Genomic DNA, 23,397 nt, shown 5'->3' on the forward strand with positions numbered 1-23,397 from the left:
ATGGAAAGAAGTCGTTACCGATTCCGGTAACGGCTTTTTTTTGTTTGGGGAAAAAGAGAGTAGTAACCAATAAAGGTTTAGATGAAATTTAGGATTGAATATGTATTGGAATGGGAAAAGCAAGAGAGAGGTGAAAATTATGAAGCCAGGTATATATAAAGTAGAAGCTATTGATAAAAGAACAGTCTTATTAAAGGGTATAGAAGAAAGTGAAGAACAGTATACCTTTCCTTTAGTTGATTTTACCCATAATGTCTCTGTTGGGGATGTGGTGGAAATTTGGCAAGAGGGGATTAAGTGGAAAACTAAATATGTAGAAGAAAAGACAGAGTCAGTATCTAGTCATGCTAAGGATTTTGTGAAACGAATATTAGATCAAGAATAAGGTTGAAAAGTCTTTTAGCATCTTAGCTTTGAGGCTTTTTTTATTGATCAATGCTTTCGATACATACTATTTGATATCTGTAAAAACCTTGGTGTATAATTAAGTCAAATATAGTCAAAGTCAATTTTGACATATTATGTATCGAAGAGGTGAAGGCGATGCGCAATATTTCGGACGTAATTGAAGGTTATTTGAAACAGGTTATCGAATTAAGCGAGAGAGACCATATTGAAATTAAACGCAGTGAAGTAGCCGAAAAATTTCAATGTGTTCCATCTCAAATAAACTATGTCATTAATACTCGATTTACTGTTGACCGTGGATATTTGGTAGAGAGTAAACGCGGGGGTGGCGGGTATATTCGTATCAAAAGAATTAGGCTACATCAAAAATCAGATGTCATCGCAGAAGTCATTCAACGTTTGGAACATGGTGCTACCCAAGTAATGGCGGAAGATATCGTTTTCAGACTATTGGATGAAGAGATCATTTCTAGGCGAGAAGCGAAGCTGATTTTAAGTGCTGTTGATCGTGCCACGCTGCTTTTGCCTCTTCCGACACGTGATGAAGTCCGGGCACGCATTCTTATAGCGATGCTTTTCACGATTAAATATCAATCGAACACATAAAGGGGTGAAAAGATGATTTGCGACCAGTGCGGAGAACGTTCTGCATCAGTAGTAGTTAAACAACAGCAACAAGGACAGATAATAGAGCTTCATTTGTGCCATATCTGTGCTGCTGAAAACCATAGTATTAATATTGCTTTTGAACAGGATCCATTGGCTATTCATCAGCTATTATCAAATTGGTTCCCTAATTCGCAGGCATCCATTAACCCAGTTAGAAAGGACGTAGCTACATGCCCTTCCTGCGGTTTCTCTTTCCCTAAATTTTTACAACTAGGAAAATTCGGATGCGCTTCTTGTTACGATGCGTTTTCACCACAGCTCAATGAAATATTCAAACGTTTCCACAATGGGAATACAGAACACACCGGTAAAATACCTGCTTCCTATGGTACTACCTTAAAAATAAAAAAAGAAATTGAAGAACTTCGTAAACAAATGCAGGTGTCAATTCAAGGAGAACACTTTGAAGAAGCTGCAAGATTAAGAGATGAAGTAAAAGTATTGAGTTCTAAGCTCGAGGGAGGTGCTCCAGATGGCAGTTGAACGGTTTCTCCAACCTCGAGCAAGCAGCTGGATGGCAAACGACGGAGAGAATGTCGACATAGCGATGAGTACTAGAATCCGGCTGGCGAGAAATTTGAATGATTTTAAGTTCCCATATTCTTTTACAGAAGACGAAGCGCTTAAAGTCGATAAAGAGATTTCATCTGTATTACTGGATAAAGGCAATGAATTGAACTATACTTTCAGCCATATCAGTATAGAAGAACTTGCTAAATTGCAAAAGGAAGTACTGGTGGAAAAGCATCTAATCAGTCCTTATCTCGCCAATAGCCAACATTCCAGTTCTGTTTTATTGTCTGAGAACGAAGAGCTGAGTATTATGGTAAATGAAGAGGATCATTTGCGGATTCAAAGTCTGCAATCAGGGTTTCATCTTCAAAACGCCTATAAGCTAGCCAACGAGTTAGACTCTCTATTAGAAAAGAATTTGTCGTATGCATTTCACGAAAAATACGGCTACTTAACCAGTTGTCCCACTAATGTAGGTACAGGGATGAGAGCATCGGTCATGCTCCATTTGCCTGCTTTGACGATGTCACATCAAATTCAGCGAATCATACCTGCAATTTCAAGGCTCGGTATGGTGGTTCGCGGTATCTATGGTGAGGGCAGCGAGGCATTAGGGAATGTTTATCAAATATCGAACCAATTGACGCTTGGTAAATCCGAGTACGAAATTCTTCAGGACCTAGAGAATATGACGGAACAGATTATCCAGCAGGAACGCAAGGCGCGGGAGGCAATTGTTCTGAATTCGCCGTTGGTGTTGGAAGATCGTGTCTATCGTTCTCTTGGTACTCTTACCCATTCAAGACTGCTGACGACGGAAGAAGCTGCTACTTGTTTGTCAGATGTTCGATTGGGTATTGATTTAAAGATGATCCAAGATGTAGACATGTCGATTTTGAATGAATTGATGATTTTTATGCAGCCGGCATTCCTGCAGCAATATGCAGATAAGCCGCTGCAGCCGAAAGAACGCGATTTTGCCCGGGCGAAGCTGTTCCGGGAGCGATTGAATAAAGAAGGTATAAATAGTGAAGGAGAGGATCTTGCATGATGTTTAATCGATTTACACAACGCGCACAAAAAGTTCTTCAGTTAGCTCAAGAAGAGGCCATTCGTATGAAACATGAATCAATCGGTACAGAGCATATTCTTCTTGGTTTAATTCGCGAAGGTGGCGGTATTGCCGCTAAAGCTCTGGAAGCGATTGAAGTAAATACACAGTTGATCGAAGAAGGCGTGAAGGAGCTTGTCGGAGTCGGCGAAAAAGATGTTGGCCCGATTGTCCATTACACGCCGAGAGCGAAAAAAGTGATTGAATTGTCAGTTGATGAGTCTCGTAAATTGGGGCATTCTTATATTGGTACAGAGCATTTGCTGTTGGCGTTGATCCGTGAAGGTGAAGGCGTTGCAGCGCGTGTGTTAGGAAATGCGGGTGTCAGCTTGAATAAGGCGCGCCAGCAGGTGTTGCAGCTTTTAGGCAACAATGAGCAGGCATCTACAGGCACAAGCCCAAATGCTTCGGCAAATACGCCGACATTGGATGGTTTGGCACGTGATTTGACGCAGGTAGCCCGTGAAGGCGGATTGGATCCGGTCATTGGCCGTAGTGATGAAATTACGCGTGTGATTGAAGTATTAAGCCGCAGAACAAAAAACAACCCTGTATTGATCGGGGAACCTGGTGTTGGTAAAACAGCGATTGCTGAAGGATTGGCTCAACAGATTGTCAACAATGAAATTCCGGAAACCCTGCGCGACAAACGCGTTATGGTACTGGATATGGGTACAGTGGTTGCCGGAACGAAATACCGTGGTGAGTTCGAAGATCGCTTGAAAAAAGTGATGGACGAAATTCGCCAGGCAGGCAATGTTATCCTTTTCATTGATGAGCTTCATACATTAATTGGGGCAGGTGGGGCAGAAGGTGCGATTGATGCATCCAATATCCTGAAACCGTCGTTGTCTCGCGGTGAGCTTCAATGTATCGGTGCTACGACTTTGGATGAGTACCGCAAGTATATTGAAAAAGACGCGGCTCTTGAACGCCGTTTCCAACCGATTCAAGTGGACGAGCCTACTGTGGACGAGTCCATTCAGATTATCCGTGGACTGCGTGATCGCTATGAAGCACATCACCGTGTGAAAATTACGGATGAAGCGATTGAAGCTGCAGCTAAAATGTCAGACCGCTACATTTCGGATCGTTTCTTGCCGGATAAAGCGATTGATTTGATTGACGAGGCGGGCTCCAAAGTAAGACTTCGTTCGTACACGACTCCACCGGATTTGAAAGAGTTGGAAGAGCGCCTAGAAGCTGCACGTTCAGAAAAAAATGAAGCGGTGCAAAGCCAGGAATTTGAAAAAGCAGCGTCGCTTCGGGATGCAGAACAGAAGCTGCAGAACCAATTAGACAAAACGAAGAAAGAATGGAAAGAAAAACAAGGAAAAGAAGAGTCTGAAGTGACAGTGGAAGATATCGCGAAAGTCGTTTCCATGTGGACCGGCATTCCGGTTTCGAAACTGGCGCAAACAGAGTCCGATAAATTGTTGAACTTAGAGTCCATTCTCCATAACCGTGTCATCGGCCAGAATGAGGCTGTCACATCCATTTCAAAAGCCATTCGCCGTGCACGTGCAGGGTTGAAAGATCCAAAACGTCCAATCGGATCATTCATTTTCCTTGGTCCAACTGGAGTTGGTAAAACCGAGTTGGCTCGAGCGCTGGCTGAATCCATGTTCGGGGATGAAGAAGCGATGATCCGTATCGATATGTCCGAGTATATGGAAAGACATTCGACTTCACGTCTGGTCGGGTCGCCTCCAGGATATGTAGGTTATGAAGAAGGTGGACAGCTGACAGAGAAAGTTCGCAGAAAACCATACTCAGTTGTGCTGCTTGATGAAATTGAAAAAGCTCACCCTGACGTATTCAATATTCTCCTGCAGGTTCTTGAAGACGGACGATTAACCGATTCAAAAGGCCGCAGAGTCGATTTCCGCAACACTGTCATCATCATGACTTCAAACGTTGGTGCAGAAGAGTTGAAATACAACAAATATGTTGGTTTCAATTTAGATGATGCAAAATCGGATTATAAAGACATGAAGGGCAAAATGCTTGCTGAATTGAAAAAAGCATTCCGCCCAGAATTCTTGAACCGTGTAGATGACATGATCGTCTTCCATTCTCTTGAAAAAGAGAACTTAAGAGAGATTGTGAACTTGATGACGAAACAATTGGTTGATCGCTTGAAAGAGCAGGATATCGATTTGGAGTTGACTGACGCAGCGCTTGAAAAAGTGGCCAAAGAGGGATATGACCCAGAGTACGGGGCACGCCCACTTCGTCGTTCTCTTCAAAAAAATGTTGAAGACCGTTTGTCAGAAGAGTTGTTAAAAGGTACAGCATTATCGGGCCAACGTATTATCTTCGATGTAAAGGACGATGACTTCATTGTTCGCACAAAAGAGACAGAAGAAGCGAAAGAAGCGGTAGTGGAAAAACAATAAGAACATTCCGCTCGCCGGGGTTGCTCTCCGGCGAGCGGTTTTTCTATTTAAGGAGAGGTACACTTGGCTAAGAAAAAGACAAAGTTTATTTGTCAGTCGTGTGGCTATGAATCGGCTAGATGGATGGGGAAATGTCCAGGTTGTGCAGCGTGGAATACAATGACTGAAGAAGTCGAAATGGCTGCTCCTAAAGGAACACGCGGTGCTTTTCAGCATAGTGCATCGGTTCCTCAAAAAGCGACCCCGATCAATGCGATTGAAACACAGGATGAACCACGCGTAGAAACAGAATTGAGTGAATTGAACCGGGTGCTTGGCGGCGGTATTGTTCCGGGGTCACTGGTTCTGATCGGAGGGGACCCAGGAATAGGGAAATCCACTTTGCTTTTGCAAGTTTCTGCAATGCTTGCAAATAGTGGGAACCGGGTATTATATATTTCCGGAGAAGAATCCATCCGCCAGACCAAGTTGCGGGCGGAACGTCTGGATGCTTCGTCTTCAGAGCTGTTCATCTATGCAGAAACGAATCTTGAATTAATTCATCATACGATCGAGGATGTAGCACCTGATTTTGTGATTGTCGATTCGATTCAGACGGTTCATCATCCTGAAGTGACTTCTGCACCCGGCAGTGTGACACAGGTCAGGGAAAGTACGGCAGAATTGATGCGGATTGCAAAAACAAAAAATATTGCGATCTTCCTCGTTGGCCATGTTACGAAAGAAGGCCAAATTGCGGGACCACGTATTTTGGAGCATATGGTGGATACGGTTCTGTATTTCGAAGGCGAACGCCATCATACGTACCGGATTTTACGCAGCGTGAAAAACCGTTTCGGCTCAACCAATGAAATTGCAATTTTTGAGATGCTTCAAGGTGGACTCAAAGAAGTGTTGAATCCGTCCGAGTTATTCCTGCAGGAACGGTCAAGCGGTTCAGCGGGCTCGACTGTTGTAGCGTCAATGGAAGGAACGCGTCCAATCCTGGTTGAAATCCAGGCTTTGGTGACACCATCAAGTTTCAACTATCCAAAGCGCATGGCAACAGGCATCGATGTCAACCGAGTGTCGCTGTTGATGGCAGTGCTGGAAAAACGTGTGGGCATGCTGTTGCAGGCTCAGGACGCCTATATTAAAGTTGCGGGCGGGGTTAAGCTCGATGAACCTGCAATCGATTTGGCTGTGCTTGCAAGCATTGTCTCCAGTTTCCGAGACAAGGCGCCGAATGTCTATGACTGTATCATCGGAGAAGTGGGCTTGACTGGTGAAGTCAGACGCGTATCGCGCATCGAGCAGCGTGTTCAGGAAGCAGCGAAGCTTGGATTCAAACGGGCCATTGTTCCCGCGTCGAATTTGGGCGGCTGGGATTATCCGGAAGGGATTCGCGTAGTCGGTGTAGAAAGTGTTAATGATGCATTAAAAGAAATTTTCCCACAGTAAGGAGGCTACATGCCTCCTTTTCTTTCTAAATAGGGGTCATTAAAGCGTTTCAGATTTAAAATGTGTATAATTATAAAAAGGAGGTGGAGCGCGTGTTAAGACCTATTATTCAAATTATGTTTTTGCTTATTGGTGCGACAGTCGGAATTTTATTATTGCCATCTGCATTTGAACTTATTCCCCTTCTCGACAATCCATGGATCAGTAATCCTTACGTAGCAGCAATTGTTGGTGCTCTTGTCTTTTTCCTGTTATCTTTATTATTTGTAGATTCGTTGATCAACTTCATGAAGTGGATGGAAGAGAAATTGCTTCATGCACCAACGCCCGATTTGTTGTTTGGTACAGTCGGAATGATCATTGGTCTTGTAGTGGCGTTCCTGATTGGATTTGCTTTAAGTACGGTTGATATTCCATTGGTAGCGACAATAGCTCCCTTGGTACTTTCAGTAATGCTTGGCTATTTGGGGTTCCAGGTAGGATTCCAAAAACGCGAAGAGATGTTGACCATGTTGACACCTTCCAAATTCACACCGGTGAAAAAGCTGGAAGTTGAAGAACCAGTTGAAAAAGTTTCTTATAAATTACTTGATACCAGTGTCATTATTGATGGGCGGATTGCCGATATCTCGGCAACCGGTTTTATGGAAGGCACGTTTGTGGTGCCGCAATTCGTTTTGTCTGAGCTACAGCATATTGCGGATTCTTCAGATACACTGAAACGGACACGCGGCAGGCGGGGCTTGGATATTCTAAAGCGTCTTCAAAGTGAACGGGTGGATGCCATTATGATCACCGAAGAAAATTTTGATGAAGTCAGCGAGGTCGATCTGAAATTGATGCGCGCTGCGAAAAAAATGGGCGGCCAAGTTGTGACTAATGATTTTAACTTAAATAAGGTATGTGAACTTCATAATGTTCCAGTATTGAATATCAACGACTTGGCGAATGCAGTGAAACCAGTTGTAATCCCAGGAGAAGACATGCATGTAGTGGTCATCAAAGACGGCAAAGAACAAAATCAGGGTGTGGCCTATTTGGATGATGGGACAATGATTGTGATTGAAGACGGCAAAGGGTTTATCGGCCAGGCGATCAATGTCACTGTTACCAGTGTTTTGCAGACTTCTGCAGGCCGGATGATTTTCGCGAAGCCGCGCGACGGCAAACAAATTGCAACAAATTGATAAAGGATGTTATCCAATGAATTATACAGTCGTCTTGCCTGCTGCCGGCAGCGGGAAACGGATGAAAGCAGATAAAAACAAATTATTGCTCGAACTTTTCGGCAAGCCTATTTTTCTCTATACCCTGGAAGTTTTTCAAAAGGACCCGAACTGTGAAGCTATTTGGCTGGCAGTGAAAGAGCAGGAGCGGCAATTGATCGAAGAATATGTAAAACGTTATAACATCACAAAAGTACAAGGTTACGCTGCAGGGGGAACGGAGCGGCAGGATAGTGTCAGAGCCTGTCTTGAAGCGATTCCACCTTGTGGCGTTGTTTTGGTTCATGATGCAGCACGGCCTTTCATCGATAGGGAAGTCATTGCACGTCTTGTGGAAACAGCCAATGCTTCTGGAGCTGCGATTGCTGGTGTGCCAGTCAAAGATACCATTAAAAAAGCGGAAAACGGAGTCATTTCAGAGACTGTAGACCGCAATCAGTTGTGGACGATCCAGACGCCGCAGGCTTTTCGCTATTCATTGATTTTGAAGGCAGCGCAGGCAGCCCGCAATGATGGATTTATGGGAACAGATGAAGCGATGCTCGTTGAGCGCTTAAATTATCCCGTGGCTATCGTTGAAAGTACATACGAAAATATAAAAATGACGACACCGGATGACTTGATCTATGGAAAAGCTATTCTGGAAAGTCGATTACAGGAGGAACAAAAATGATTCGAATCGGACAAGGTTATGACGTACACCAGTTGGCAGAAGGACGCCCTTTTATATTGGGGGGAGTTGAGATTGAGCATGATAGAGGGCTTCTTGGCCACTCGGATGCGGATGTTCTATTGCATACGATTACGGATGCAGCACTTGGTGCAATAGGCGGAGGCGATATCGGCAAGCATTTTCCTGATACGGATCCGGAGTTTAAAGACGCCGATTCCCGCAAGTTATTGACGCATATTTGGGAATATGTCAAAGAGCAGGGCTATGAGCTTGGCAATGTTGATTGCACGGTAATTGCCCAAAAGCCGAAACTGGCCCCTTATATTGAACAGATGCGTGAATCGATTGCAGGCCTATTGGAAGCAGATATTTCACAGGTCAATGTTAAAGCGACAACTTCAGAGCATCTTGGATTTACCGGACGTGAAGAAGGGATTGCTGCATTAGCGGTGATCCTATTGAATAAGCGCCCAGTTTCGCTTGATGTCCCAGAGTGATAGAATAACAAAAGGATACGATAATTTAGGAGGAACTCACATGACACAAGAAGTACGCGTACGTTATGCACCAAGCCCGACAGGTCATCTGCACATCGGCGGCGCACGTACAGCATTATTCAATTACTTATATGCACGACACAATAACGGCAAGTTCATCGTTCGCATCGAAGATACGGACACAGCACGTAATATCGAAACAGGGATCATGTCACAGCTGGATAACTTGAAATGGCTGGGCATCGAGCATGATGAATCGATTGATATTGGCGGGGAGTACGGTCCTTATCGCCAAATGGAGCGTTTGGATACGTATAAAGAGCATTCGGATAAGATGCTCGAAAAAGGCCTTGCCTATAAATGCTTCTGTACACCTGAAGAACTTGAAACAGAACGCGATGCCCAAAAAGCATCGGGCATCGCTGCGCCTCAATACAGCGGCACTTGCCGCAATTTGACTGCTGAAGAAGTTGCTGAAAAAGAAGCGGCAGGCAAGTCGTTTACAATTCGGGCGAAAGTTCCTGCTGCTGTTACGTATGAATTCAATGATTTAGTGCGTGGTCCGATTTCATTCGAATCCAAAGACGTCGGCGATTGGGTGATGGTCAAAACCAATGGTATTCCAACATACAATTTCGCTGTTGTCATTGATGATCATTTGATGAAGATCTCTCATGTGTTCCGGGGAGAAGAGCATTTATCGAATACACCGAGACAGATGATGATCTATGATGCGTTCGGCTGGGATTATCCGGGTTATGGCCACATGACGTTGATCATCAACGAAGACCGCAAAAAACTATCGAAACGTGACGAGTCGATTATCCAGTTTATTTCACAGTACAAAGACCTGGGCTATATTCCAGAAGCTTTGTTTAATTTCTTTGCGCTTCTTGGCTGGTCTCCAGAAGGCGAAGAAGAGATTTTCTCGAAAGAGGAATTGATCCGTATTTTTGATGTGGAACGTCTGTCTAAATCGCCATCAATGTTCGATAAACAGAAATTGATGTGGATGAATAACCAGTACATTAAGCAATTGCCGCTTGAAGAAGTGGTGAAATTATCGCTTCCTCATTTGCAAAAAGCAGGCAGATTACCGGAAGAAATGACACCGGAACAAGCGGAATGGGCGAACAAGCTGATTGCGTTATACCACGACCAACTGAGCTATGGTGCAGAAATCACCGAGCTTTCCGAACAGTTTTTCACGGAGGAATTGTCCTACGGGGAAGCTGAAAAAGAAATTTTAGCAGCTGAGCAAGTGCCTGAAGTGATGACGGCATTCAAAGAGCAATTGGCTTCACTGGAAAACTTCGAACCGGCTGAAATCAAAGCGGCTATCAAGGCAGTCCAGAAATCGACCGGCCATAAAGGCAAAAACCTGTTCATGCCGATCCGTGTGGTCATCACCGGACAAATGCACGGACCTGAGTTGCCGGACTCCATTTCTCTATTAGGGAAAGACAAAGCCATTGCCCGCGTTTCCCAATATGCAAGTGCGTAGCATTGACTTATTGCGCTAACGGTGTAAAATGAATTTACCATTAATAAAACGTTGACGGGAAGAAGTACATGCAGCAAGTTCTCTAGAGAAGATCCCCACCGGCTGAAAGGGATCTGGGCCGCTGCTGCATCGAAATGCCTCTCCGAGTGCTGAGTCGAATCAAGTAGACCAGACGTCTTGCCTGCGTTACGGGCCTTCGAGAGAAAAGGATGGACTATCCTTTTAATCAGAGTGGAACCGCGCAACTATGCGTCTCTGTCATTTACATGACAGGGACGCTTTTTATTTTGGAATAGAAAGGGAGCGATAGAAATGTTCAAATTATTGAAAGACGATGTTGATGTTATTTTCGAACAGGATCCGGCAGCAAGAAATTATTTAGAAGTCATCCTGACCTATTCCGGTCTGCATGCCATCTGGGCACATCGGTTGGCACATTTTTTCTTTAAGAACAAACTGTTTTTCATCGCCCGCCTCATTTCGCAGATCAGCCGCTTTTTCACAGGAATTGAAATTCATCCGGGCGCAGTCATTGGGCGTCGCTTCTTTATTGACCATGGAATGGGTGTTGTGATCGGAGAGACGTGTGAAATTGGCGACAACGTGACGTTGTACCAAGGTGTAACACTAGGCGGTACTGGGAAAGAACGGGGCAAACGCCACCCGACATTGGAAGACAATGTGCTGGTTGCGACCGGCGCCAAAGTTTTGGGTTCCATCGTGATCGGGGCCAACTCGAAAGTCGGAGCGGGGTCGGTTGTGTTGAAGAACGTACCGATGAATTCAACGGTAGTCGGGATTCCAGGTAAAGTGGTGATTCAAAATGGCGTGAAGGTCAAGCCGGATTTGAACCATCAGAATATGCCGGATCCCGTCATGGATAAATGCGATGGCATGGAAATGAAGATTGCCAGATTGCAGCAAGAGGTTGAACAATTAAAAAAAGCTAGGCAGGAAGAAGGGCAACGTTTATGAGTATCCAAATTTTTAATTCATTGTCACGGCAAAAAGAAGAGTTTATTCCTTTGGAAGAAGGAAAAGTGAAAATGTATGTCTGCGGGCCGACTGTTTATAACTACATCCATATCGGCAATGCGCGTCCTGTCATCGTCTATGATACAGTGCGCCGCCATTTGGAATACCGTGGCTATGATGTGAAATATGTATCGAACTTTACAGATGTCGACGATAAATTGATCAAAGCGGCCAATGAGTTGGGCCAGGAAGTTCCGGAAATTGCGGAGCGTTTCATCGCGGCCTATTTTGAAGATACGAAAGCACTGGGCTGCGCAGAAGCGGACGTCCATCCGCGCGTAACGGATCATATGGTGCAGATCATCGAGTTTATTGAAGCGCTGATTGAAAAAGGCTATGCTTATGAGTCGCAGGGGGATGTCTATTACCGGACTCGTAAATTTGAAGGATATGGCAAGCTGTCCCACCAGTCTGTCGATGAATTGAAGATCGGCGCACGCATTGAAACTGGAGACAAAAAAGAAGATGAGTTGGATTTCGTGCTTTGGAAAGCAGCGAAGCCGAAAGAGATTTCATGGGATAGCCCATGGGGCAAGGGACGTCCAGGCTGGCATATTGAATGCTCGGTCATGGCACGTGAGCATTTGGGTGATACGATCGACATCCATGCAGGCGGACAGGATCTGACTTTCCCGCATCATGAAAACGAAATTGCCCAATCCGAAGCATTAACCGGTAAACCTTTTGCGCGTTATTGGATGCATAATGGGTATATTAATATTGATAATGAAAAAATGTCGAAGTCGCTGAATAATTTTGTGCTGGTGAACGATATATTGAAGGAGATGGATCCACAGGTACTGCGTTTCTTTATGCTGTCAGTCCATTACCGCCATCCGATCAATTACTCGCAGCAATTGGTGGAAGATGCCATTGCCGGATTAGAACGGTTGCGTACGGCTTATGCCAACTTGAAACATCGCTTAAGCACTTCGGCAGATCTGGGTGACCACTCCGATATTTGGATCAATAAAATCGAAGCCATTAAAACTGCATTCATTGAAACCATGGATGATGACTTCAATACGGCGAATGCCATTTCAAGCCTGTTCGACTTGTCGCGTTTGTCGAATATGTATTTGTTGGAAAAACAAACAGCGACGACGGTTTTGGAGACTTTCATTGCCGTATTCGATGAATTGGCCGGGGTTTTAGGTGTACCATTCAGCCAACAAGAAGAATTGCTGGATGAAGAAGTCGAGGCATTGATGGCAGAACGCATTGAAGCGCGCAAAAACCGTGATTTTGCCCGCGCTGATGAAATCCGTGATTTATTTAAAGAAAAAAATATCATTCTGGAAGATACGGCACAAGGTACACGCTGGAAAAGAGGGTAATACAGTTGAATGTTTTACGAAAAAATGACGTAGACCAATTGAACGCATTGGCTCTTGCCTACATGGGAGATGCTGTTTATGAGCAGGCGATCCGCGAGCATTTGCTGCGTTCGGGACGCGCCAAACCGAATATCCTGCACCGTCAGTCAACCACTTTCGTTTCTGCTAAAGCGCAGGCGGTCGTTCTGAAGCGATTAACAGAAGAAGGGTTTCTGACGGAAGCGGAACTCGCGATCATGAGGCGGGGGCGCAATGCCAAGTCCGGGTCTGTTCCGAAAAACACCGATGTGCAGACCTATAACTTCAGTACCGCATTTGAAGCGGTACTTGGCTGGCTATATTTAAAAGAAGAGCAAGCGCGTGTGGACGAAATCATTTCCTATGCGATTGAGATTGTTGAAGAGCTGGGAGGCGTATTGAAATGACGGAAGAAGAGTTGGCACCGGAGATCATTGGCGGAAAGAATCCTGTATTGGAAGCATTGCGGGCGGACCGGGACATCAATAAAATCTGGATTGCTGAAGGCGTCCAGAAAAAAGGCATTACAGAATTGCTGCAATTGGCAAAAGATAAAGGCGTCATCGTTCAATCCGTGCCGAAGAAAAAAATCGACGGGCTGACGGATACCAATCACCAAGGCATTGCAGCGGCTGTAGCCGCCTACAACTATGCAAGTTTAGATGACTTGTTCGCGGCTGCAGCGGCAAAAAATGAAGACCCTTTTTTCCTGATCTTGGATGAACTTGAAGATCCGCATAATTTAGGCTCCATTATGAGAACGGCCGATGCAATCGGTGTTCATGGATTGATTATTCCGAAGCGGCGAGCTGTTGGATTGACGGGTGTTGTGGCGAAGGCCTCAACAGGCGCGATTGAGCATGTGCCGGTTGTGCGCATCAATAATTTATCGCAAACGGTGGACGAATTGAAAAAACGGGGTCTTTGGATCGCAGGTACAGACGCCAAAGAGTCGGTTGATTACCGGAAGATGGATGCTTCACTTCCGCTTGCTGTCATCATTGGCAGTGAAGGCAAAGGGATGAGTCGGATTTTGCGTGACAAATGCGATTTCCTATACCAATTGCCGATGGTCGGCCATGTCACTTCACTGAACGCTTCAGTCGCAGCAAGCTTATTGATGTACGAAGTATATAGAAAGCGCAATCCACTGGGTTAATGCCATGAATATTCTGCTGGTTGATGGATACAATATCATTGGTGACTGGATGGAGCTGCAGGAACTGAAAAAAGATAAGTTGGCGAATGCCAGAGATCGCCTCATAGAGCGGATGGCTGAATACCGCAGCTATAAGGGGTGGCGCGTCATCATCATTTTCGACGCCCATCTCGTTCCAGGGATCGAAGCCAAGAATCTGCACCACGATGTTGAAGTCATTTTCACAAAAGAAAGCGAAACGGCAGATGAACGGATTGAAAAACTGGTGGCGATTTTAAACAATCGCCGGGACCAGATTTATGTAGCCACTTCGGATTTAACGGAGCAATGGGTTATTTTCGGCAAAGGGGCATTGCGAATTTCAGCGCGCGAACTCGAAATTGAAATGATTGAAATACAGGAGAACATCACTAAAAAAGTAAAAGAAATCCAGGAGCAGCGCGGGATTTCCAAGATTCCGCTGTCCGGCGAAGTAGCGGAAATTTTCGAAAAATGGCGAAGAGGCTTGAAATGAACGGTTGACGCTCATTTTTTTCTTCCTGTATACTGAAGATATCGAGGCTCACGCAATCGGAGGGATCACCCGTGGAAAATCATGATCAAGTTCAGCCCCAACGATTCACCGACATGACAGATGAGGAACTTGTCAGTTTAGTCCACAGTGGAAACACGGAAGCATTGGATTTTTTGATTACAAAGTTCCGGCCTTTTGTTCGAATGAAAGCGCGTTCGTATTTCCTGATCGGCGCTGATAAGGAAGATATTATCCAGGAAGGCATGATCGGGCTGTACAAGGCGATCCGCGATTTCCGGAGCGATAAATTATCTTCATTCCGTGCGTTTGCAGAATTGTGCATCATTCGGCAGATTATCACCGCCATCAAAACGGCTACGCGCCAAAAGCATATTCCGTTGAATTCCTATGTATCTTTGGACAAGCCGATTTATGACGAAGAGTCTGACCGGACCCTGATGGATGTCTTGACCGGAAACGGAGTGGACGATCCGGAAGACCTGATCATTCATAATGAGGAATTTCAGTATATGGAAGAAAAGATGGGCGAGGTACTAAGTGAACTTGAGCGTGAGGTGCTGGCCCTCTACTTAGATGGCCAATCCTATCAGGAAATTTCAGAAAAGCTCGAACGCCACGTAAAATCGATTGACAATGCACTGCAACGGGTTAAGCGAAAACTGGAGCGCCACTTGCAAATCAATGAGATGCCGAGCTCCTGACGCGCGGTTGACAGGGCTGTTTGAAGGTGATAACCTTGAAAAAGCTGTAAACTTGAATAAGGTGATAACATGGCTAAAAAAATTGTTCTAAGCTGCTCGAAATGTGCATCCCGCAATTATACGGTTCCCGCGAAAGTGGAATCCGGCACACGTTTGGAACTCAAAAAATTCTGTGCTCATTGCAATGGGCATACCGTGCATAAACAAACGATATGAATTTTAACTGAATGCCGGACGATATAGAGTGATTTTGAAATTCGGAGGTTTTTTAAACAATGGGTAACATTGGCAGTTTCTTTAAGAATGTCGTTTCGGAAATGCGGAAAGTCAGCTGGCCGAAACGAAAAGAACTAACTCGTTATACGATCGTTGTTCTTTCTACTTGTATTTTCATGGCTCTCTTCTTCGCGGTAATTGACGCAGGCATCTCGGAAGTATTCCGTTGGTTCTTAGCACTGTAAGCGATTCGACAAGAATAACGCATAAAAAATAGCCCGTCATTCTATGAGAACGGGTTTTTTCATTTGGTAAAAAAGGAGGGATGGACGTTTAGTCCGCACGATTATGGAGAAAAATTGGTATGTAGTCCACACGTATTCCGGATATGAGAACAAAGTGAAGGCAAACCTGGAAAAGCGTGTAGAAACAATGGGTATGGAAGATCTTATTTTCCGCGTCATCATTCCTGAAGAACAGGAAACGGATTTTAAAGATGGCAAAAAACGTACAGTCATGCGCAAAACCTTCCCGGGTTATGTCTTGGTCGAATTGATCATGACAGACGAATCCTGGTATGTGGTCAGAAACACACCAGGAGTTACAGGATTTATCGGTTCATCAGGCGGTGGAGCTAAACCGACGCCTTTATTGGATGAAGAAGTCGATTTCATCCTGAAACAGATGGGAATGACAGAACGCAAGGTGGATATTGACTTTGCGGTTGCCGATACAGTTGAAGTGATGGAAGGGCCATTCGCCAACTTCCAAGGTAAAGTGGAAGAAATCGATGATACAAAAGGCAAAGTTAAAGTGTCGATTGATATCTTCGGCCGCGAAACCAAAATGGAACTGGATTTCGAGCAAGTTCAAAAAGTATAAATGCCCCTTGCTATTCCGAATTATTAATGGTATTATTTCATAGGTCAGACTGTCATAGGACAATCTGTACAATTTAGCTAATTCTATCAACATCGTTGACAGACAGATATTGAGTGGGAGGGGAAACCCTATTACCACATCACGGACTTAAGGAGGTGTGTTTCGTGGCTAAAAAAGTTGTTAAAGTTGTAAAGTTGCAGATCCCTGCAGCAAAAGCTAATCCAGCGCCACCGGTTGGTCCAGCATTGGGTCAAGCAGGTGTTAACATCATGGGCTTCTGTAAGGAGTTCAACGCGCGTACGGCAGATCAAGCAGGACTGATCATTCCAGTTGAGATTTCAGTATTTGAAGATCGTTCATTTACATTCATTACGAAAACTCCACCCGCAGCTGTTCTATTAAAAGTAGCAGCCGGTATTGAATCAGGTTCAGGCGAACCGAACCGCAATAAAGTAGCGACTGTGAAACGCGACAAAGTTCGCGAAATCGCAGAAACTAAAATGCCAGATCTAAATGCTGCTTCAGTAGAAGCTGCAATGTTGATGGTTGAAGGTACTGCTCGCAGTATGGGCATTACAATCGAAGACTAATTCTAGCAGTTGTTTTTGGATGGGTTGCGCAGTTCATCATGAGCCGCGCAGCCTTTAATCGTGGGAGGTTCATTCCGTTATACCACAACAAGGAGGACGTTTAAAATGGCTAAAACAGGCAAAAAGCTGCAAGAAGCAGCAAAATTGATCGACCGTTCAAAACAATACGAAGCTAAAGAAGCGATCGAACTTGCGAAAAAAGCAAGCACAGTGAACTTTGACGCTACAGTAGAAGTGGCTTTCCGTCTAGGGATCGACACGCGTAAGAACGACCAGCAAATCCGTGGGGCAGTAGTACTTCCAAACGGAACTGGTAAAACTCAAAGCGTATTGGTTTTCGCTAAAGGCGAAAAACTGAAAGAAGCTGAAGCAGCTGGCGCAGATTTCGTTGGCGATGCTGAATATATCGAAAAAATCCAAAAAGGATGGTTTGACTTCGACGTGATCGTTGCAACTCCTGACATGATGGGTGAAGTTGGTAAACTTGGACGTGTTTTAGGGCCAAAAGGCTTAATGCCAAACCCGAAAACAGGCACAGTTACATTTGATGTAACAAAAGCTGTTCAGGAAATCAAAGCTGGTAAAGTGGAATACCGTGCAGACAAAACAGGTATCATCCATGCGCCAATCGGGAAAGTTTCTTTTGATGACAGCAAACTTGCTGAAAACTTGGAAGCAATCTATGACGTAGTACAAAAAGCGAAGCCAGCTTCTGCTAAAGGTACTTACATCAAATCGTTAAACGTTACTACTACAATGGGGCCTGCTGTTAAAGTAGATCCAACTAAAGTGGTTGCTAAATAAGATATTGACATCGTATTTTCACTCTGCTATACTAGCGGAGTTGTGAAATACCCATTTGTACCGCAGACAGCAGGGGCGCAAGACGCTTAATTTATCCCTGCCGAGGACATGATGAATTCAGATAACATCTTTTTGATGCTGATTTTATGCCTCTGTGTCTGTAATGGACCAGAGGCTTTTCTTATGGACGGTATAAATGAAAAATCTATAGGAGGTGCCAAAATGAGCAAAGCAGTTGAAACGAAAAAAGTTGTCGTGCAAACAATCGCTGATAAGTTCAGCGCTGCAGCTTCAGTTGTAGTTGTTGATTACCGTGGATTGAACGTTGCGCAATTAACAGAACTTCGTAAACAGCTTCGTGAAGCAGGCGTTGAGTTTAAAGTTTACAAAAACTCAATGACTCGCCGTGCGACAGAAATGCACGGACTTGAAGCGATCAACGAACACTTTACAGGACCAAACGCAATTGCATTTTCTAACGAAGATGTAGTAGCACCAGCGAGAATCATCAATACTTTCGCTAAAACGAACGACGCTCTAGAAATTAAAGCGGGTGTCATTGAAGGTGCGGTTGCATCTGCTGAAGATGTGAAAGCATTGGCAGAACTTCCATCACGCGATGGCTTGCTTTCTATGCTACTCAGCGTACTACAAGCTCCAATCCGCAACTTTGCAGCTACTACAAAAGCAGTTGCAGACCAGAAAGAAGAACAAGGCGCTTAATAAGTTAGCCGGCTAAGCACGACAAAAAATATTACCTATCAATAGGAGGAAACTATAATGACACAAGAACAAATCTTAGACGCAATCAAAGAAATGACAGTTCTTCAACTTAACGACCTAGTAAAAGCAATCGAAGAAGAGTTCGGCGTAACTGCTGCTCCAGTTGCTGCTGCTGCTGGTGGCGCTGCTGCTGAAGAAGAGCAAACAGAATTCGACGTAGTTCTTACTTCTGCTGGCGATTCAAAAATCAAAGTAATCAAAGCAGTACGTGAAGTAACTGGTCTTGGTCTTAAAGAAGCAAAAGCTCTTGTAGACGAAGCTCCTAAAGCAATCAAAGAAGGCGCTACTAAAGAAGAAGCTGAAGAAATCAAAGGCAAACTTGAAGAAGTTGGCGCATCTGTAGAAGTTAAGTAATTTAATGACTTTATCAAAATGAAAGGAAAGCTCGTCAGTGGATAACCGACGGGCTTTTCTTCTTTTTAAATTCATTTGCATAGCGGGCAGTGGCCTGTAATAAGGTGAACGCAAGGAGGGCTTTACATGTCTCAACATTATTATTCTAAAAATCCCCAAACAAAAAGCAATCCTCGAGAATGGACAGACGTGTTGCGTGGCGAAAAATTCCGTTTCCAGACTGACACTGGTGTTTTCAGTAAAAGTGAAGTTGATTTTGGTTCGCGACTATTGATCGAAACATTCGAAGAAGCTGAGCTAGATGGACCGATGCTGGATGTTGGCTGCGGTTATGGCCCAATCGGAATGGCGGTCGCAAAAGCATTTCCTCAAAAACAAGTTCATATGGTGGATGTTAATACACGCGCCATCGAACTGGCAAAAACAAATGTTGAAAAGAATGATATTTCCAATGTCCAGATTTATGAAAGCGATGGTTTAGGTGCTGTTGAAGTTGACGATTTCTCTGCAATTTTAACAAACCCGCCGATTCGGGCAGGAAAAGAAACTATTTTTCGTTTTTATGAAGAGGCTGCTGGAAAGTTAGCGGATGGTGGATCGTTGTGGGTGGTTATCCAGAAAAAGCAGGGTGCTCCTTCTACACAGGCAAAACTGGAAGAGCTTTTCGGTGAAGTAAGAGTGGTCGATAAGAAGAAAGGCTACTTTATTTTTGAGGCCAGAAAAGTTTGACTTGACAAAACGGCTGTGTTATTATAATGAAATGCAAAATTTATTATTTTGAGGTCGTTTGCCCTTTTTCGGGCTTGGCATGACGACAGAGCTAATCACGTGTAAACCGAAAATGGGCTGCTCTTTAGTCTCGTTTTCTTTTTGTCTTTTCGATATCATACACTATTTTGTAGAAATCGCAAAGACCTATAATCGTTTTATTGAGGGGTGAATAAGTTGGTAGGTCAACTAGTTCAGTACGGTCAACATCGTCAACGCAGAAGTTTTTCGAGAATCAGTGAAGTGCTGGATCTTCCGAACTTGATTGAAATTCAATCATCATCTTACGAATGGTTCCTTGAAGAAGGGCTTCGCGAAATGTTCCGGGATATCTCGCCGATTGAAGATTTCACAGGAAATCTGTCACTCGAGTTTGTTGATTACAGTCTCGCGGAACCGAAGTATCCAGTCGATGAATCGAAAGAGCGCGACGTTACTTATGCAGCACCTTTGCGCGTCAAAGTACGTCTGCACAACAAAGAAACAGATGAAGTGAAAGAACAGGATGTCTTTATGGGAGATTTCCCATTAATGACAGAAACGGGTACTTTCGTCATCAACGGCGCAGAACGCGTCATCGTTTCCCAATTGGTTCGTTCGCCAAGTGTTTATTTTCACGACAAGACAGATAAAAATGGTAAAAAAGGTTTCGGGGCAACTGTTATTCCAAACCGTGGCGCATGGTTGGAATATGAAACAGATGCGAAGGATGTCGTGTACGTCAGAATTGACCGCACACGTAAACTGCCAGTAACAGTTCTTTTGAGAGCGCTTGGTTTCGGATCTGACCAGGAAATTATCGATTTACTTGGAGACAACGAATTCCTTCAAAACACGCTTGAAAAAGATAACACAGAAAGCACGGAAAAAGCGCTTCTTGAAATCTACGAACGCTTACGCCCTGGTGAGCCGCCAACAGTTGAAAGTGCGAAGAGCTTATTGTACTCACGCTTTTTCGACCCAAAACGCTATGACCTAGCAAATGTCGGCCGTTATAAGATGAACAAGAAGCTTCATATTAAAAATCGTCTCTTCAATCAGACCATTGCTGAAACTTTGGCGGATCCTGAAACAGGCGAAATTTTGGTGGAAGCTGGCACATTGATTGATCGCCGTGTACTCGATCGCTTGATTCCAAACTTGGAAAATGGAGTTGGTTTCCATACTGTTTCCCAAGTAGGTGGTGTCCTGGAAGGTGAAGTTACCTTGCAGTCGATCAAAATCTACGCGCCAAACAATGAAGACCAAAAAGAAATTACTGTCATCGGTAATGCTTATATAGAAGACAAGATCAAACATGTCACACCGGCTGATATTATTTCTTCTATCAGTTACTTCTTTAACCTTCTTTATGGTGTCGGAAACACGGACGATATCGATCATCTTGGTAACCGCCGTCTCCGTTCAGTAGGTGAATTGCTGCAGAACCAGTTCCGTATCGGATTATCCCGTATGGAGCGCGTGGTACGTGAGCGTATGTCGATCAACGATACACAAGCAATCGTTCCTCAGCAATTGATCAATATCCGTCCGGTTATTGCATCGATTAAAGAGTTCTTCGGCAGCTCTCAGCTTTCTCAGTTTATGGATCAAACCAATCCATTAGCTGAATTGACGCATAAACGCCGTCTATCGGCGCTTGGACCCGGTGGTTTAACGCGTGAACGCGCAGGCTTTGAAGTGCGTGACGTTCACTACTCCCACTATGGCCGTATGTGTCCGATTGAAACGCCTGAGGGTCCGAACATTGGCTTGATCAACACGCTTTCAACATTTGCGAAAGTGAATAAGTTCGGTTTCATTGAAACTCCTTATCGCCGTGTAGATGCTGAAACCGGAGTGGTCACAGAACACATTGACTACTTGACTGCTGATGAAGAAGATAATTATGTAGTGGCCCAGGCCAATTCGAAGTTGAATGACGATGGTTCATTCGTTGAAGAAGGCGTTGTTGCACGTTTCCGCGGTGAGAACACCGTTTACAAACGCGGCAGCATCGACTACATGGACGTTTCTCCGAAGCAGGTCGTTTCAGTAGCGACAGCCTGTATCCCGTTCCTTGAAAATGATGACTCCAACCGAGCATTAATGGGAGCGAACATGCAGCGTCAAGCAGTTCCGTTATTAAACCCGGAAGCTCCTTTTGTAGGAACCGGAATGGAACACTTGGCAGCGCGTGATTCTGGGGCAGCTGTCGTAGCGAAAAATGATGGTATTGTGGAATATGTGGAAGCTAAGGAAATTTCTGTCCGTCGTATCGAAGTTGTCGATGGCAACGAAGTCCGAGGCGACCTTGATACTTACAGACTGCAGAAATTCGTCCGTTCCAACCAAGGGACAAGCTATAACCAACGCCCGATCGTTAAAGTTGGAGACCGTGTTTCCAAACGCGATATTCTTGCTGACGGACCTTCAATGGAACGCGGAGAGATGGCATTAGGAAGAAACGTACTGGTAGCCTTCATGACATGGGATGGTTTTAACTACGAAGATGCGATCATCATGAGTGAACGTTTAGTAAAAGACGATGTTTACACATCTGTCCATATCGAAGAGTATGAATCCGATTCACGTGATACGAAACTGGGGCCTGAAGAAATTACGCGTGATATCCCGAACGTCGGGGAAGACGCATTGCGTAACTTGGATGACCGCGGAATTATCCGTGTCGGAGCTGAAGTGAAAGATGGAGATATTCTGGTTGGTAAAGTAACACCTAAAGGCGTTACTGAATTGACTGCTGAAGAACGTCTTCTTCATGCGATCTTTGGTGAAAAAGCACGTGAAGTGCGCGATACTTCATTGCGGGTGCCTCACGGCGCTGGCGGTATTGTACTGGATGTTAAAATCTTCAACCGTGAAGATGGAGACGAATTGCCACCGGGTGTTAACCAACTGGTTCGTGCATATATCGTTCAAAAACGTAAAATCTCTGTTGGCGATAAAATGGCTGGACGTCACGGAAACAAGGGTGTTATTTCAAGAATTCTGCCTGAAGAAGATATGCCATTCATGCCAGACGGCACACCGGTCGACATCATGTTAAACCCGCTAGGTGTACCATCCCGTATGAATATCGGCCAGGTACTTGAATTACATCTTGGAATGGCTTCCCGTTCACTTGGAATTCATATGGCTTCATCTGTATTTGATGGAGCGAATGAAGAAGATGTGCTGGAAACAATGGAAGAGTCAGGTATGCCGCGCGATGGCAAAACGATTCTTTATGATGGCCGTTCTGGCGAATCCTTCGATAACCGTGTGTCTGTAGGTATCATGTACATGATTAAACTTGCCCACATGGTCGATGATAAATTGCACGCCCGCTCAACTGGGCCTTACTCACTGGTTACACAACAGCCATTGGGTGGTAAAGCGCAATTCGGCGGACAGCGTTTTGGTGAAATGGAAGTATGGGCACTTGAAGCATATGGTGCCGCGCATACATTGCAGGAAATCTTAACGGTTAAGTCGGATGATGTCGTAGGCCGTGTTAAAACTTATGAAGCAATTGTTAAAGGCGAAAGTGTACCGGAACCAAGCGTACCGGAATCATTTAAAGTTTTGATTAAAGAACTTCAAAGTTTAGGCATGGATGTTAAGATGTTGACGATTGATGATGAAGAAATTGAGTTGCGCGATTTGGATGAAGAAGAAGATCTTCAGCCTGCGGATTCATTGAACATCCTCCCGATTGCAGATACAGAAGCACCGGTTGGAACAATTGATTAATACCTATTGGATTCGAACGGCTTTAACCGGCCGTTTTCCATTT

Annotated in this window: 25 protein-coding genes and 2 other annotated features; all 25 genes read left to right on the forward strand. The window is 44.5% G+C overall.

The annotated features are described in order from the left end of the window. Positions 1-139: 139 nt before the first annotated feature. The 25 genes from K8U60_RS17355 to rpoB all read left to right on the forward strand — a co-directional run bounded on the left by K8U60_RS17355 (position 140) and on the right by rpoB (position 23,354). Entirely contained in the window at positions 140-385 is a 246-nt protein-coding gene (locus tag K8U60_RS17355) for a hypothetical protein (RefSeq protein WP_223643110.1), read from the forward strand. A 158-nt stretch (positions 386-543) separates the two neighbouring features. Continuing rightward, positions 544-1,014 (forward strand): CtsR family transcriptional regulator, encoded by a 471-nt coding sequence (locus tag K8U60_RS17360; protein ID WP_223643112.1) that lies wholly within the window; start codon positions 544-546, stop codon positions 1,012-1,014. 12 nt (positions 1,015-1,026) lie between these two features. After that, complete coding sequence (locus tag K8U60_RS17365) at positions 1,027-1,560, forward strand: UvrB/UvrC motif-containing protein (protein WP_223643114.1); 534 nt, start codon at positions 1,027-1,029, stop codon at positions 1,558-1,560. Further along, complete coding sequence (locus tag K8U60_RS17370) at positions 1,550-2,641, forward strand: protein arginine kinase (protein ID WP_223643116.1); 1,092 nt, start codon at positions 1,550-1,552, stop codon at positions 2,639-2,641. Before K8U60_RS17365 ends, K8U60_RS17370 begins: the two co-directional genes overlap by 11 nt. Continuing rightward, complete coding sequence (locus tag K8U60_RS17375; protein WP_223643118.1) at positions 2,638-5,100, forward strand: ATP-dependent Clp protease ATP-binding subunit; 2,463 nt, start codon at positions 2,638-2,640, stop codon at positions 5,098-5,100. Before K8U60_RS17370 ends, K8U60_RS17375 begins: the two co-directional genes overlap by 4 nt. Before the next feature lie 63 nt (positions 5,101-5,163). Next, positions 5,164-6,540, forward strand: coding sequence for a DNA repair protein RadA (radA, locus tag K8U60_RS17380; RefSeq protein ID WP_223643121.1), 1,377 nt, complete (start codon positions 5,164-5,166; stop codon positions 6,538-6,540). Between the two features lie 92 nt (positions 6,541-6,632). After that, positions 6,633-7,727 (forward strand): PIN/TRAM domain-containing protein, encoded by a 1,095-nt coding sequence (locus tag K8U60_RS17385; protein ID WP_223643123.1) that lies wholly within the window; start codon positions 6,633-6,635, stop codon positions 7,725-7,727. A gap of 16 nt (positions 7,728-7,743) precedes the next feature. Next, complete coding sequence (ispD, locus tag K8U60_RS17390) at positions 7,744-8,439, forward strand: 2-C-methyl-D-erythritol 4-phosphate cytidylyltransferase (RefSeq protein ID WP_223643125.1); 696 nt, start codon at positions 7,744-7,746, stop codon at positions 8,437-8,439. Further along, the gene (gene ispF / locus K8U60_RS17395) at positions 8,436-8,936 is read left to right on the forward strand and encodes a 2-C-methyl-D-erythritol 2,4-cyclodiphosphate synthase (protein WP_223643127.1); all 501 of its coding nucleotides are present in this window, start codon (positions 8,436-8,438) and stop codon (positions 8,934-8,936) included. Before ispD ends, ispF begins: the two co-directional genes overlap by 4 nt. A 40-nt stretch (positions 8,937-8,976) precedes the next feature. Then, a complete protein-coding gene (gltX, locus tag K8U60_RS17400; protein WP_223643129.1) occupies positions 8,977-10,440 on the forward strand; it encodes a glutamate--tRNA ligase in 1,464 nt (487 codons plus the stop codon). Between the two features lie 42 nt (positions 10,441-10,482). After that, positions 10,483-10,700, forward strand: a binding site (T-box leader). Positions 10,701-10,752: 52 nt separating this feature from the next. Continuing rightward, complete coding sequence (epsC, locus tag K8U60_RS17405; protein WP_223643132.1) at positions 10,753-11,415, forward strand: serine O-acetyltransferase EpsC; 663 nt, start codon at positions 10,753-10,755, stop codon at positions 11,413-11,415. Then, positions 11,412-12,812 carry a cysteine--tRNA ligase gene (cysS, locus tag K8U60_RS17410; protein WP_223643134.1) on the forward strand — a complete coding sequence of 467 codons (1,401 nt, stop codon included), beginning with the start codon at positions 11,412-11,414 and terminating at the stop codon, positions 12,810-12,812. Before epsC ends, cysS begins: the two co-directional genes overlap by 4 nt. Positions 12,813-12,817: 5 nt before the next feature. Beyond that, positions 12,818-13,237, forward strand: a complete 420-nt coding sequence (locus K8U60_RS17415; protein ID WP_223643136.1) for a Mini-ribonuclease 3 — start codon at positions 12,818-12,820, stop codon at positions 13,235-13,237. Then, positions 13,234-13,989, forward strand: a complete 756-nt coding sequence (rlmB, locus tag K8U60_RS17420) for a 23S rRNA (guanosine(2251)-2'-O)-methyltransferase RlmB (protein WP_223643138.1) — start codon at positions 13,234-13,236, stop codon at positions 13,987-13,989. The genes K8U60_RS17415 and rlmB overlap by 4 nt, the downstream gene beginning before the upstream one ends. Positions 13,990-13,993: 4 nt before the next feature. Beyond that, positions 13,994-14,503 carry an NYN domain-containing protein gene (locus K8U60_RS17425; RefSeq protein WP_223643140.1) on the forward strand — a complete coding sequence of 170 codons (510 nt, stop codon included), beginning with the start codon at positions 13,994-13,996 and terminating at the stop codon, positions 14,501-14,503. A gap of 71 nt (positions 14,504-14,574) precedes the next feature. Further along, complete coding sequence (sigH, locus tag K8U60_RS17430; protein ID WP_223643142.1) at positions 14,575-15,225, forward strand: RNA polymerase sporulation sigma factor SigH; 651 nt, start codon at positions 14,575-14,577, stop codon at positions 15,223-15,225. 69 nt (positions 15,226-15,294) lie between these two features. Beyond that, the gene (gene rpmG / locus K8U60_RS17435) at positions 15,295-15,441 is read left to right on the forward strand and encodes a 50S ribosomal protein L33 (RefSeq protein ID WP_223643144.1); all 147 of its coding nucleotides are present in this window, start codon (positions 15,295-15,297) and stop codon (positions 15,439-15,441) included. Positions 15,442-15,500: 59 nt separating this feature from the next. Beyond that, positions 15,501-15,686, forward strand: coding sequence for a preprotein translocase subunit SecE (gene secE / locus K8U60_RS17440; RefSeq protein WP_223643146.1), 186 nt, complete (start codon positions 15,501-15,503; stop codon positions 15,684-15,686). 103 nt (positions 15,687-15,789) lie between these two features. Further along, on the forward strand, positions 15,790-16,323 hold the full coding sequence (nusG, locus tag K8U60_RS17445; protein WP_142830501.1) for a transcription termination/antitermination protein NusG: 534 nt from the start codon (positions 15,790-15,792) through the stop codon (positions 16,321-16,323). 164 nt (positions 16,324-16,487) lie between these two features. After that, the gene (gene rplK, locus K8U60_RS17450; protein WP_006828906.1) at positions 16,488-16,913 is read left to right on the forward strand and encodes a 50S ribosomal protein L11; all 426 of its coding nucleotides are present in this window, start codon (positions 16,488-16,490) and stop codon (positions 16,911-16,913) included. 105 nt (positions 16,914-17,018) lie between these two features. Then, positions 17,019-17,717, forward strand: a complete 699-nt coding sequence (gene rplA, locus K8U60_RS17455; RefSeq protein WP_223643148.1) for a 50S ribosomal protein L1 — start codon at positions 17,019-17,021, stop codon at positions 17,715-17,717. A 42-nt stretch (positions 17,718-17,759) separates the two neighbouring features. Beyond that, positions 17,760-17,908 (forward strand) — a sequence feature (ribosomal protein L10 leader region). 31 nt (positions 17,909-17,939) lie between these two features. Next, a complete protein-coding gene (gene rplJ / locus K8U60_RS17460) occupies positions 17,940-18,440 on the forward strand; it encodes a 50S ribosomal protein L10 (protein ID WP_223643150.1) in 501 nt (166 codons plus the stop codon). Between the two features lie 57 nt (positions 18,441-18,497). Further along, positions 18,498-18,854 (forward strand): 50S ribosomal protein L7/L12, encoded by a 357-nt coding sequence (gene rplL / locus K8U60_RS17465; protein ID WP_223643152.1) that lies wholly within the window; start codon positions 18,498-18,500, stop codon positions 18,852-18,854. A 126-nt stretch (positions 18,855-18,980) separates the two neighbouring features. After that, the gene (locus K8U60_RS17470; RefSeq protein WP_223643154.1) at positions 18,981-19,583 is read left to right on the forward strand and encodes a class I SAM-dependent methyltransferase; all 603 of its coding nucleotides are present in this window, start codon (positions 18,981-18,983) and stop codon (positions 19,581-19,583) included. A gap of 216 nt (positions 19,584-19,799) precedes the next feature. Next, complete coding sequence (gene rpoB / locus K8U60_RS17475; protein ID WP_223643156.1) at positions 19,800-23,354, forward strand: DNA-directed RNA polymerase subunit beta; 3,555 nt, start codon at positions 19,800-19,802, stop codon at positions 23,352-23,354. The last annotated feature ends 43 nt before the right edge of the window (positions 23,355-23,397 follow it).

This window comes from Planococcus circulans, from assembly GCF_020023385.1.
In the GTDB taxonomy this organism is placed as follows: Bacteria; Bacillota; Bacilli; order Bacillales_A; family Planococcaceae; genus Planococcus.